The sequence below is a fragment of the Sphingomonas lutea genome (assembly GCF_014396785.1).
Classification (GTDB): Bacteria; Pseudomonadota; Alphaproteobacteria; order Sphingomonadales; family Sphingomonadaceae; genus Sphingomicrobium; species Sphingomicrobium luteum.
The window spans coordinates 1,440,448-1,452,835 of record NZ_CP060718.1 but is presented as its reverse complement, the minus strand read 5'-3'; the positions used below and the strand labels follow the sequence as shown (position 1 = coordinate 1,452,835).

At 65.4% G+C, this 12,388-nt stretch carries 10 protein-coding genes; 3 read left to right on the top strand and 7 right to left on the bottom strand.

Features of this window, described 5'->3' with window-relative positions; genetic code table 11:
- Positions 1-46: 46 nt before the first annotated feature.
- The 4 genes from H9L13_RS07485 to H9L13_RS07470 all read right to left on the bottom strand — a co-directional run bounded on the left by H9L13_RS07485 (position 47) and on the right by H9L13_RS07470 (position 2,970).
- Positions 47-616 (bottom strand): energy transducer TonB, encoded by a 570-nt coding sequence (locus tag H9L13_RS07485; RefSeq protein ID WP_187537147.1) that lies wholly within the window; start codon positions 614-616, stop codon positions 47-49.
- Positions 617-659: 43 nt separating this feature from the next.
- Positions 660-1,271 (bottom strand): energy transducer TonB, encoded by a 612-nt coding sequence (locus H9L13_RS07480; RefSeq protein WP_187537146.1) that lies wholly within the window; start codon positions 1,269-1,271, stop codon positions 660-662.
- An 85-nt stretch (positions 1,272-1,356) separates the two neighbouring features.
- Entirely contained in the window at positions 1,357-2,559 is a 1,203-nt protein-coding gene (locus H9L13_RS07475; protein WP_187537145.1) for an exo-beta-N-acetylmuramidase NamZ family protein, read from the bottom strand.
- Between the two features lie 9 nt (positions 2,560-2,568).
- Positions 2,569-2,970, bottom strand: coding sequence for a DOMON-like domain-containing protein (locus H9L13_RS07470; RefSeq protein ID WP_187537144.1), 402 nt, complete (start codon positions 2,968-2,970; stop codon positions 2,569-2,571).
- A 180-nt stretch (positions 2,971-3,150) separates the two neighbouring features.
- On the opposite strand from H9L13_RS07470, the gene tyrS reads away from it, so the two are divergent.
- Entirely contained in the window at positions 3,151-4,356 is a 1,206-nt protein-coding gene (gene tyrS, locus H9L13_RS07465) for a tyrosine--tRNA ligase (protein ID WP_187537143.1), read from the top strand.
- Here the strand turns inward: tyrS and recG are convergent.
- Positions 4,353-6,413 (bottom strand): ATP-dependent DNA helicase RecG, encoded by a 2,061-nt coding sequence (gene recG, locus H9L13_RS07460; protein WP_187537142.1) that lies wholly within the window; start codon positions 6,411-6,413, stop codon positions 4,353-4,355. The two genes, tyrS and recG, sit on opposite strands and share 4 nt — an antisense overlap.
- 11 nt (positions 6,414-6,424) lie before the next feature.
- Positions 6,425-7,618, bottom strand: a complete 1,194-nt coding sequence (locus H9L13_RS07455) for a DUF418 domain-containing protein (protein ID WP_187537141.1) — start codon at positions 7,616-7,618, stop codon at positions 6,425-6,427.
- 59 nt (positions 7,619-7,677) lie between these two features.
- On the opposite strand from H9L13_RS07455, the gene H9L13_RS07450 reads away from it, so the two are divergent.
- Both H9L13_RS07450 and mfd read left to right on the top strand, forming a co-directional pair.
- The gene (locus H9L13_RS07450) at positions 7,678-7,944 is read left to right on the top strand and encodes an FAD assembly factor SdhE (RefSeq protein WP_187537140.1); all 267 of its coding nucleotides are present in this window, start codon (positions 7,678-7,680) and stop codon (positions 7,942-7,944) included.
- Positions 7,941-11,441 carry a transcription-repair coupling factor gene (mfd, locus tag H9L13_RS07445; protein WP_187537139.1) on the top strand — a complete coding sequence of 1,167 codons (3,501 nt, stop codon included), beginning with the start codon at positions 7,941-7,943 and terminating at the stop codon, positions 11,439-11,441. The genes H9L13_RS07450 and mfd overlap by 4 nt, the downstream gene beginning before the upstream one ends.
- On the opposite strand, the gene H9L13_RS07440 is transcribed toward mfd, so the two are convergent.
- The gene (locus H9L13_RS07440) at positions 11,438-12,202 is read right to left on the bottom strand and encodes an EAL domain-containing protein (protein WP_187537138.1); all 765 of its coding nucleotides are present in this window, start codon (positions 12,200-12,202) and stop codon (positions 11,438-11,440) included. The two genes, mfd and H9L13_RS07440, sit on opposite strands and share 4 nt — an antisense overlap.
- Positions 12,203-12,388: the final 186 nt, after the last annotated feature.

The following is a 12,388-nucleotide window of genomic DNA, read 5'->3' as shown; positions in this document are numbered from 1 at the left end:
AGCCGGCGGCAAAGGGGGCGCCGCCGGCTTATGAGGTCAATGTCGCCTAGTTGCCCGAGGTCGAGCCCTTGCGGCTGTTTTCTTCCCAGAATTGCTTGGATTCATCCGACTGGCGCTTCCATTGGGACGAAGTCATGCAGACCCGCTCGGTCGCTACCAACGACCCGGTCTTTACCGATTTCTTGCAGATCTTCTTTTCGGGCGCGACGGCGGTCGCGACCCGCTGCGGCGACGTCAGCGTCTTGATCGACATCGAATCCGGAAGCTTCCAATTGACCACGCCATCGTGCGTCGACACTTGCGACCCGCTGACCCCTTCGGCGCGCTTGAACACGGCACGCAGGGTAATGAGGTCGCACGTCTCCTTGTCGAGCAGGGGGTAACCGCTGCTTTGCGTCACCTGGCATTCGGTCGGCTGGCCCGACGCGTCGATCTTGACGCGGAAGCCGACAGGGCCCTGTTCGCGGGCAGCCAAGGCGCGCGCCGGATAATAGGATTGCAGCACGCTGAGATTCGCCATGTCGCGGGCGTTTTGCGCCGCGGTTGACGTTTCGGCCGCAGCCGGCACCGACAATCCGGCAAAGGTCGCGCTAAGAAGTAGAACAACAATACGCATCGGGTGCTCCTGAACTATCCTTATGGCTTACGGGTAATCGACGTCAGCAAGACTCACTGCCGGGCGGGCATCGCGACGATCCCTTCCGGCCTTGCAGATCATTCCAATAATCCTGCGTATCCTGCGTTGCCTTGTCCCATTCGCGCTGGGTCATGCACGTCCGTTCGAAGCCGGCCAGCGTTCCCACGCGCACGGTCCGTTTGCAGATTTGCGGCTCCGGTGCAGCGGAGGCGAGCACGGGCTTGGGTATTTCGGGCACCGCGGCGAGCGGTGTCGACGGAAGCTTCCAGTTGACCACGCCTTCATAGGTGCGCTCCTGCGACAGGCTCAGCCCTGCCGGGCGCTTGAACGTCGCGTGCACCATGATGAGCTTGCAAGTTTCTTCATCCAGCGTCTTGTAGCCGCTCGTATGCGTGATCTGGCACTTGGTCGGGCTGCCTGCCGCGTCAATTCCGATCAGAAATCCCACCAAACCCTGCTCGCCCGCCGCCAGCGACTGCTTAGGGTACAACTTGTGCAGGGTTTCCCAGTTTTTGGCTTCGCGCTCCAGCTTTGCGCGATCCGGTACCGCCGCCGAGTTCGAACTCGCGACCTGCGCCGCCGATGCTTGAGACGCCAGGACGCTTACCGCGACCACCAACCACCCTGCGCGCATTTTCGATCTCCCCAAGCAGGTTCATCGATCTAGACAGGCGGATTGGTACGACCCGTAACGGAAATCTCAAGGATTCCCTCACGGCCTAGGCGTAAAGCAGGAACCGTTCCCGGTCTTTCGCCCATGATTCTTCGTCCGGACGGGTCAGCTGGTCGAGATCGCCGGCTTCGGACGTGCGGTCATCAACCCATTCGCGCAGGAGCGACGATCCGTTGATGACGTCGATCGCAAGCTTGTCGAATTCATATTCATAGGGAAAGTCGCGCCACAGGTCATAGTCCGGATGAAGATTGCGGATCGACTTGAAGCCGAGCGCCTGCAGCCGCCACGGGCGGAAGGCTTGATGATCGTATCCGTCGCCCTCGGCATGGATCATGATGCCGTGGCACAGCTCCCCCTGGTGCTTGTGGAAGGTCGGCTGGAACGCGACCTCGCGCAGCCTACAGCCGCGGAGCCAGTCGGGCGCGATCCGCGCCATTTCCGCCATGACCTCGCGGGGCGCGAGATCCGGCGCGCCGAACAGCTCTAGCGGACGCGTGGTACCCCTGCCCTCGCTCAGATTGGTCCCCTCGAGCATCACGGTACCGGCGTAAGCGCGCGCCATGTTGAGGTTGGCGGCATTGGGGCTGGGATTGATCCAGATGCGTTCCGCCGGCCAACCGAAACCCGGCGCGGCGTCGGGCGCATAGCCCGTCATTTCGATCACGCGATAATCGACGTCGAGCTTGAAATGATCGACGAACCAGGCGCCGAGCTCGCCGAGCGTCAGTCCGTGGCGCATCGGGAATGGCCCCGCGCCGACGAAGCTTTCCCAGCCCGGACGGAGCGTCAGCCCCTCGACCGGGCGGCCGGCGGGGTTGGGACGGTCGAGCACCCATACCGCCTTGCCGTGTTCGGCGGCAGCTTCGAGAACGTAGAGCAAGGTCGTGACGTAGGTGTAGATGCGGCAGCCGAGATCCTGCAGATCAACCAGCAGGACGTCGAAGGTACTCATTGACTGGCCCGTGGGCCGGCGGACCTCGCCATACAGGCTGAACACCGGCACGCCGTAGGTCGGGTCGGTGAAGTCGGGCGATTCCATCATATTGTCTTGGAGGTCGCCGCGCACGCCATGCTGCGGCCCGAACACCGCCGAGACGTTGAGGCCGGCCGCGACCAACGCGTCGAGGCTGTGCGTCAGGTCGCGCGTCACCGACGCCGGATGGGCGAGCAGCGCGACGCGCTTGCCTTCGAGAGGGCGGCGAAGTTCCGGCTCGGCAAGCAGCCGGTCGATTCCGAACAGGGTCATGACGGCGTGTTAGGGAAGCCGCGCAGCGAAGCAAACCGGGTCGTGGAAATCGGGCTCACCCGCGCCGTGCGCCAGCGCCCAATGAGATTTCGTTCCGTCCTGCTCGATGAGGATCGCCGACAAGCCCAAGGTCCAGTCGGCGCGCGCCTCGACCGCAAAGGTCGCGCCAAGCTGCCACCAAGTGAAATTGTCCTGCAACCGGACGTACGGCGGCTGCGTGACCGGAGCGTCAGTTCGATCGCTTCGGTAGTCGGTGAAATCGTACGCCGCCCAATTACCCGACGGCGCGAAATTCCATTCCTGGTAATGGGGTTGGCCGTCGGCTTTGAGGAAGGCTTCGAAGCAGGTCGCCTGCCACAAATCGTCGGTCCTCTCTGGGTCGCCGGGCGCCGGGATGACGAAACGCGACATCGGCGCACCGACGCAGAACCAAAGGTTTGTCGTCGCCTTCGCGCCCAATGATCCGGCATGTTGCAGATCCACCCAGAGCCTGAACGACGGGTCGGACGGTGGCGACTGCGGATGCGGAACCAGACTGAGCTGCATCGCGACGCAGTAGCAGCGCGCGGGGCGTCACGCTAAGCGGCGATCATGACCTATCGCTCGCCCCTCCTCCAGCTGCTCGACGAGCGCGGCTACATCCATCAAGTCACGGACGCGGAGGCGCTCGACGCGCTGGCGGCGCGTGAGGTCGTCACCGGCTATATCGGGTTCGATGCCACGGCGCCGAGCTTGCATGTCGGCAGCCTGGTTCAGATCATGCTGCTTCGCCGTTTGCAGCAAGCGGGACATCGCCCGATCGTGCTGATGGGCGGCGGCACGTCGAAGATCGGCGATCCCAGCTTCAAGGACGAAGCGCGCAAGCTGCTCACGGCGGAAACGATCAACGCCAATATTGCGAGCATCAAGCGGGTGTTCGAAAGCTTCCTGACCTTCGGCGACGGACCGGCGGACGCGATCATGGCCGACAATGCCGACTGGCTCGATCGCCTGGAATATGTGCCGTTCCTGCGGGAGGTCGGGCAGCATTTCTCGGTCAATCGGATGCTGAGCTTCGATTCGGTCAAACTGCGTCTCGACCGCGAGCAGTCGCTCAGCTTTCTCGAATTCAACTATATGATCCTGCAGGGCTATGATTTCCGTGAACTGTCCCGGCGCGAAGGCTGCCGCCTGCAGATGGGCGGATCCGACCAATGGGGGAATATCGTCAACGGCATCGAGCTGACGCGGCGGATGGACGGGACAGAGGTCTTCGGCCTGACGACGCCGCTCATCACTACCGCGGACGGCGGCAAGATGGGCAAGACGGCGCAGGGCGCGGTCTGGCTCAACGCCGACCAGCTAGGCCCTTACGATTACTGGCAGTTCTGGCGGAATACGGCCGACGCCGACGTCGCGAAATTCCTGCGCCTGTTCACCGATTTGCCGCTGGACGAGATTGCCCGGCTCGAGGGGTTGCAAGGCGCCGAGATCAACCAAGCCAAGATCGTTCTAGCGACCGAAGCGACGGCGATGCTGCACGGGCGTGAACATGCCGAAAAGGCGAAGCGCACCGCCGCGGAGACCTTCGCCGGTGGCGCCAGCGCCGACCTTCCGAGCTTGTCGACGGGCGGGGGGATATCGATTCTCGCCGCACTGACGGGCCTCGGCTTCTGCGCGTCCAACGGAGAAGCAAAACGCAAGATCGCCGAAGGCGCGGTACGGTTGGATGACGCCGTCGTCAGCGATCCGGCATTGGTCGTCACCAAAGGCAAGCTCAGCCTTGGCAAAAAGAAGCACGGACTGCTCACCGCCTAGCCTGAGCGGATGAGCCCCACCGCCTGGTCGCGTTCGAACAGATAGAGGCATACCCGCGCGGCCCGGCCGCGCTCGCCGGTCAGCCCGCCATCGCGGTCGAGCAGAAGCTGGGCGTCGCTTTGCGCAATCGGCGCGAGTTGTTCGACATCCTGGACGGTCGCGACGCGGAACGCCTCCTCGCCCGACTGACGAAGCCCGAGGATCTCGCCCGGCCCGCGCAGCCGCAAGTCCTCCTCCGCAATGCGGAAACCGTCATTTGTCTCGCGCATCAGCGCCAGGCGCGCGCGTCCCGATTCGGTCAGGTTCTGCCCGCGGATCAGCAGGCACGTGCTCTTGCCTGATCCGCGCCCGACGCGTCCGCGCAGCTGGTGAAGCTGAGCCAAGCCAAAGCGCTCGGCACCCTCGACGATCATCAGGGTCGCATTGGGCACGTCGACGCCGACTTCGATTACCGTCGTGGCGACGAGCACCGCCAAGCTGCCCGAGGCAAAGGCGGTCATCACCGCGTCCTTTTCCGGCCCCTTCATCCGGCCATGGACCAGCCCCACCCTGTCCCCGCCGAGGCGCAGGCGCAGAACCTGCGCGCGCTCTTCGGCTGCGGCGGCATCGCTCTTTTCGCTCTCGTCAACCAACGGACAGACCCAATAGGCCTGGCCGCCGTTTTCCGCGTGACGCGCGAGGCCGCCGATGACGTCGGCCAGTTTTTCGTCGCTGATCACGAGCGTTTCGATGGGCGTGCGCCCGGGCGGCATCTCGTCGATCCGGCTGACGTCCATTTCGCCATATTGGGTCAGCGTCAGCGTACGCGGGATTGGCGTCGCGGTCATGACCAGCAAATGTGGCGGCCGTTCGGCCTTGGATGAAAGCAGCAGTCGCTGCGAAACGCCGAAGCGATGCTGCTCGTCGATCACCGCGAGCCCGAGGTTTCGATACGCGACCTTTTCCTGAAAGATCGCGTGGGTGCCGACCAGGATGTCGACCGATCCGTCGGCGAGGCCCATCAGCACGCTTTCGCGCGCCCTGCCCTTTTCGCGGCCGGTGAGGATGGCGACGCGCACGCCAAGGCTGTCCAGCTGGCCGAGGAGGGTCGCATGATGCTGGCGCGCGAGGATTTCGGTCGGCGCAAGCAACGCCGCCTGCGCCCCCGATTCAACCGCGACGAGCATCGCCATGAGCGCGACCAGGGTCTTGCCCGAACCGACATCGCCCTGGAGCAGGCGCAGCATCGGCACCTGCTGCGCCAAATCGCCGCGGATTTCCTCGATCACCCGGCGCTGGGCGCCCGTCAGCTGATAAGGCAGGCGAAGCGCGCCGGTCAGCCGTTCGTCGCCTGGCAACGCGTTGGTGCGGTGCCGGCGCTGCGATTGCCGGAGAAGCAGCAGCGCAAGCTGGTTGGCGAACACTTCGTCATAGGCCAGCCGGCGCCTGGCGTCGTCCGATCCGGGCTCGCGATGCGCCTGCGCCAGTGCCGCGCGCCACGGCCGCCAGCCCTCGCGCGACACCAGGCCCGGCTCGACCCATTCGGGCAGCTCGGGCGCACGCTCGAGAGCCGTCGCCGCAAGCTCGCCCATTCGCCGGTTGGTCAGGCCTTCGGTCAACGGATAGACGGGTTCGCGCAGCGCCGGCTGCTGCGCGCCGCCCGGCTCGGCAACCTCAGGATGGATGATCTGCCATTCGTCGCCATAGGCTTCGAGCTTGCCCGACACGGTGCGCGCCTCACCCATCGGCAGAGTCTTCCGCGCCCAGCCTGGGTTGTTGAAGTAGATGAGCGTGATGGTGTTGCCGTCGGCATCGCCGGCGAGCACGCGGAACGGCCCGCGGCCCGAGCGTGCCTGGCGCGTTTCGAACGGCGTCACGTCGAGGATGACATGGCGGCCGAGCAAGGCGGCGCTGGCGGCCGGCGCGCGGACACGCTCGATCGCCCCGGTCGGCAAATGGTAGAGCAGGTCGACCAGTCGCTCGAGCTTCAGCCGCTTGAGCGTCTTTGCAACCTGCGGCCCGACGCCCTTGAGCGCCTCCACCTCAGTGAACAACGGGTTGAGAATCTCGGGACGCATCGATTGCCGGATTAGCCCGGGGCGGCCGCCCGCGTCACCCTACCGCTATAGGTCCCGCGCCGCCACAGGGCTTCCATCGGCCCCTGCGCATGGTGTCGAAGCCACCAGCGCGACAGCAAGAGTTGAACGAGGAAGACGGCGAGCGCGAACGTGTAGAATGCCGCCGGCGGCCAATAGCCGACCTGCCCCAGGCCGAAGCCGTAGAAGACGAGAATGCAGATGATCGACTGGGTCAGATAATTGGTCAGCGCCATCCGCCCAGGAAAGCTGAAAATGCCGAGCACGCGTTGCGCGCGGGGCCAGGCGAGCGCGAACGCGGCGGCATAAGCGAGGGCGAGCGGGACCGTCCCGATCAGCGACGGCCAATCCGTCTGCCACTGCTTGCCGTACGTGTAAGCGACATTCGCCGGCACACCAATCAAGAGGCCGCCGGCCAGCACACGCCACAGCAAGCGGCGGTCGTTGAGCAGCGATCCGCTGGCAACGCGACGCCCGATCCACATGCCGAGCAGCATGATTCCGAGCACCTTGAAGATGCGCCAGCTCATCAGCCGGATGCCCCACGAATAGATTGGCCCACTCATGACCCAGGAGAACCAACCGTCGAAGTCCGTCCGCCGAAGCCAGGTGACGCCGTCCTGCGGGTTGACCGCGCCCAGCGCCACGGCGACCCGCTCGCTCAGCGCCAACAAGCCCGCGTCAGGTGGCCAGCCCGCGGCGTTCACGGTCAGTACGCCGGCGATCGGGACCGCGAAGATGAGCAGCGCACTCCACGCGAGCAGCGCGCGATCCGACAGGCGATGGAAGGCGGGCAGGATCAGACCCATGAGCGCGTAAAGCACCAGAATATCGCCGTCCCAGATCAGCCACTGATGGACGAGGCCGATGCCGAGCAGGATCAGGACTCGGCGGCGGTAGATGCGCAGGCCGTCGGCGCCGCGCTGCGTCAGCCGCTCCAGCTGAAGCGCGAAGCCTGCCCCGAACAGCATGGAGAAGAGGGTGTAGAATTTGCCGTCGACGAAAAATTTGTGGAAGCGGTGCTGCCAATCGATCGCGCTTGCGTCGGCCAGCGCGGCGCGCCCGGCGTCCGTCAGGAATTCCCAGCCCGAAAAGATCAGGATGTTGGCCAGGAAGATGCCAAGCAAGGCAAAGCCGCGCAGGGCATCTACCAATTGGATGCGGTCCTTGGCTGGCGCCTGCTGCATGAATCCCCCGCGCCGGCGACTAGCACAGCGCGCGCGCGCCCCCTAGATGGAGGGCACTCATGACCATCGACGTCGACATCAAGCGCCTGCAGTGGCGCGCGCATCATCGTGGCACCAAGGAAGCAGACTTGCTGATCGGCGGCTTTTTCGACGCGCATCATGCGACGTGGGATGCGGCACAGCGCGCGACCTTCGCCCAAATACTCGATGAGCAGGACGTCGACATCATGGCCTGGGCGCTCGGAACCGCCGCGCCGCCCGAGCGCTTCGCGGGTCCGATGATCGAGGATTTGCGCAAGCTGAATTACATCCGGGTGGCCAAATGAGCGAGCCGCTGCAGCGCGTCCTAAAGGCATCGTCGCCACTCACCCTTGCTGGCGTTCCGACCGGTTTCCTCGCTCTGCTCGCCGGCGATCTTGCGCGTGCCGCGCACGGCGGGGGCAAGGGCCGGGCGGTGATCATCGCGGCCGACGAAGCCGCGATGCGCGCGCTGGCCGAGACGGCGCCTTTGTTCGCGCCCGAAATCGACGTCGTCACCCTGCCCGCCTGGGATTGCCTGCCCTACGACCGCTCCTCCCCTGCGTTGCGGACGATGGCCGAGCGTCTCGCGGCCTTGAACGCCCTCCAGGAGAAGCGTGATTGGCCGCAAATGCTGGTCACGACGGCAAGCGCGGCTAGCCAGCGTGTCCTGACGCCGTTCCGCATCCGCCAGCTGACGCGGCGGATCGCGCAGGGCGAACGGATCGACCGCGACGAACTGGTGCGCCAGCTCAATGCGCTCGGCTACCAGCGCACCGACACGGTCGCGGAAGCCGGCGAATATGCGGTGCGCGGTTCGCTCATCGACCTGTTCCCGGCGGGCGAGCCGCTCGCGCTCCGCCTCGATTTCTTTGGCGATGAGATCGATTCACTCCGGCGGTTCGATCCCGTCGACCAACGATCGACCGAACGGGCGAAGGCGTTCACGCTGATGCCCGCGTCCGAAGCGCTGATCGACGAGGAGGCGATCAAGCGCTTCCGCTCGCGCTATCGCGAGACATTCGGCGCCACCGCGACCGGCGATCCGCTTTATCAGGCGGTGTCCGACGGGCGACGCATGGCGGGGATGGAGCATTGGCTGCCCCTGCTTGAGGACAAGCTTGCAACGCTGTTCGACCACCTCGGCGAAGACGATATCATCATTCGCGATTCCGCCGCGGACAAGGCGCTCGAGGCACGGCGCGACGCGGTGGACGATTACTATCAGAATCGCGTCCGTGCGATGGCTGGCCAACCGGGCAGCTACCGCCCGCTCGAACCCGACAAATTGTACCTTTCGAAGGAAGAGTGGGCGCGAGAGGCGGACGCGCGTCCGATCCACCTTGCCTCGCCCTTCCCTGAAGCGGAATCAGTGCGGACGATCGATTTCGGGGTCGAGGCCGCGCGGGATTTCGCGCCCGAACGGACGCAGCAGGCCAATGTCTACGAAGCGGTGGCCAAGCATATCGCCAAGCTGCGCAAGGACGGCCGCAAGATCGTTCTGGCAAGCTACACGCGCGGCGCGCGAGAACGGCTGAGCGGCCTGCTCGAAGACCATGGGGTGAAGGCGCAGAAGGCGGTCGACACCTGGCAGGAAGCGCTCGGCAGCAAGACCCACCCCGTGTTGCTGGTGCTGCCGCTTGAGCATGGCTTCACCACGCCCGACGTCGCGGTGCTTACCGAGCAGGACATGCTCGGCGACCGTCTCGTCCGGCGACGCAAGAAACGCCGCGCGGCGGACGCCTTCCTGCAGGAATTGGCGACGCTCTCACCCGGCGATCTGGTGGTGCACGCCGAACATGGCATCGGCCGCTACGAGGGGCTGACGCAGATCCCGGTCAGCAAGGTACCGCACGATTGCGTCGCGCTGGAATATGCGCGCGGCAACAAGCTCTACGTGCCGGTCGAAAATATCGAGCTGCTGACCCGCTATGGCAGCGAGAGCGAGGGCGTAACGCTCGACAGCCTGGGCGGCGAAGGCTGGCAGCGTCGCAAGTCGAAGATGAAGGAGCGCATCCGCGAGATTGCGGGCGAACTCATCAAGACCGCGGCGCTGCGCGCGACCCGCGCGGGAATCATCGCCGAAACCGACGCCAGCTATCCGCAATTCGTCGACCGCTTCCCGTACGAAGAGACCGACGACCAAGAGCGCGCGATCGCCGACGTCCTGGGCGATTTGGAATCGGGTAAGCCGATGGACCGTTTGGTGTGCGGCGACGTAGGCTTCGGCAAAACCGAGGTGGCGCTGCGCGCCGCATTCGTCATGGCGATGTCGGGCAAGCAGGTCGCGTTGATCTGCCCCACGACATTGCTGGCGCGGCAGCACTATCGGAACTTCGAGGAACGGCTGCAGGGCTTCCCGATCAAGATCGGGCGCTTGTCGCGGCTTGTGCCCGCGGCCGAGGCCAAGGCGACCAAGGAAGGCCTGGCCGACGGGACGGTCGACATTGTCATCGGCACCCACGCGCTTCTTGCAAAGACGATAGAATTCAAGCGGCTCGGCCTGGTGATCGTCGACGAAGAGCAGCATTTCGGGGTCGCGCACAAGGAGCGCTTGAAGGCCCTGCGCGCCGACGTCCATGTGCTGACGCTGACCGCCACCCCAATTCCGCGAACGCTGCAAATGGCGATGAGCGGCCTGCGCGACCTCAGCGTCATCCAGACCCCGCCGGTCGATCGCCTGGCGGTTCGCACCTATGTCACGCCGTGGGACCAGGTCGTGCTGCGCGAAGCGTTGCTGCGCGAACATTATCGCGGCGGGCAGAGCTTCTTCGTCGTGCCGCGCGTCGCCGACTTGCCCGACATCGAGGAATGGCTGCGCGAGCAGGTGCCCGAGGTGAAGTTCATCACCGCGCACGGACAGCTGAGCGCGACCGAGGTCGAGCAGCGCATGAGCGCCTTCTACGACCGCAAATATGACGTTCTGCTGTCGACCACGATCGTCGAAAGCGGGCTCGACATCCCGACCGCGAATACGTTGATCGTCTATCGGTCGGACCGCTTCGGGCTGGCCCAGCTTTACCAGCTGCGCGGCCGCGTCGGCCGGTCGAAGACGCGCGCTTATGCCTATCTGACGATGCCGTCGAACCGGTCGATCACCGAGGCGGCGCAGAAACGCCTGCACGTGCTGGCCGAGCTCGACAGCCTCGGCGCGGGCTTCCAGCTCGCCAGCCACGATCTCGACATTCGCGGTGCCGGCAATCTGCTCGGCGACGAGCAATCGGGGCACATCAAGGAGGTGGGGTTCGAGCTTTACCAATCGATGCTTGAGGATGCGATCGTCGACCTCAAGGCTGGCGGCACGGCGCGGACCGAGGACTTCTCGCCGCAGATCAGCGTCGATGCCCCCATCATGATCCCCGAGGCCTACGTTCCCGATCTCGACCTGCGCATGGGCCTTTACCGGCGGCTCGGCGAGCTCGACGACCGCGCGGCCATCGACGCGTTCGCCGCCGAGCTGATCGACCGCTTCGGCGCCTTGCCAGAGGAAACCGCGAATTTGATGAAGATCGTCGAAGTCAAGCTCAACGCCAAGCAGGCGATGATCGCCAAGCTCGACACCGGGCCGAAGGGCGCTGTCATAACCTTCGCCGACAGCGGCTTCCCCGACCTGCCTGGGCTGCTGGGCTACATGGATCGGTTGAAGGGCGCGGCGAAGCTTCGGCCGGACAGCAAGATGGCGCTGTCACGCGACTGGGCAACGCCCGAAGCGCGGCTAAATGGTGCGCTGCAACTGTCACGCGGCCTGGCGCGGGTCGCGGCGGCGGGCGAAGCCGCGGTGAAGCCCGAACTGGAGCCGGCCTAAGCCGCCTCCGCAGTCGTCGCCGCGACGAACCGCGCCAGCTCGAGCTCGGTCAGCGCCCCGGCGCCGATAAAGCCCTGGTACAGATCGCAGCCCCATTCGCACAGCAGGACCAATTGGGCGGTGCTCTCGACGCCCTCCACCAGCACCTTCAGGCCAAGTTCGTGCGCGAGGCGGATGATTGCCTGGACGACGATCCGGTCGCGTTCGCGATCGGCGATATCGGTGACAAGGCCGCGATCGATCTTGAGCATGTCGAGCGGAAGCGCGGTCAGATATGCGAGGCTCGCATAACCGGTTCCGAAATCATCCACGGCGACGGTGACGCCCGCGGCGCGGAGCGAGGCGAGGCGATCGGCCACCGCTTCGCGATCTTCGAGCAGCGCGCTTTCGGTGATTTCCGCCGTTACCCGCGCTGGCGCGATGCCCGAAGCGTCGATCTCGTCGAGCAGCCAGCGCTCGAAGCCCGGATTGGCCAGATCGGCCGGCAGCAGGTTGATCGATAGCTTGAGGTCCTTGAGCGGTCCTTCCCACACCGCCGCCGAGCGCAGGGCTTTGCGCTGCACCAGGCGCGACAGTCGCTGGTCGAGGCGTCCCGCCGCCGCACGTTCGAACAAGGCTGTGGCGGAGTTGCAAATGCGGGAGCGCGCCAGGGCCTCGGCGCCGACGATCCGCCCGCTACGCGGCTCGATGATCGGCTGGTACTGAACCTCGATCTGCTCGAGCGAAATCGCGCTTTCGAGGAGACGGTCGCGGGTGGGCATGGCGGGCGCCGGCTCTCGACGATCCGACGCCCGCCGCCCCCACTCGAATACGCTAGGAAACTTGAACATGCGCCGGGGGTATCGCCCGCCCTCGCCTCCGGTAACCCCGCGCCCGGGCCGCGACCCGAAACGGGACAGTGACGAGCGCGGCGGATGCTCATATGCTCTGGGCCGAGCGAAGCAGCC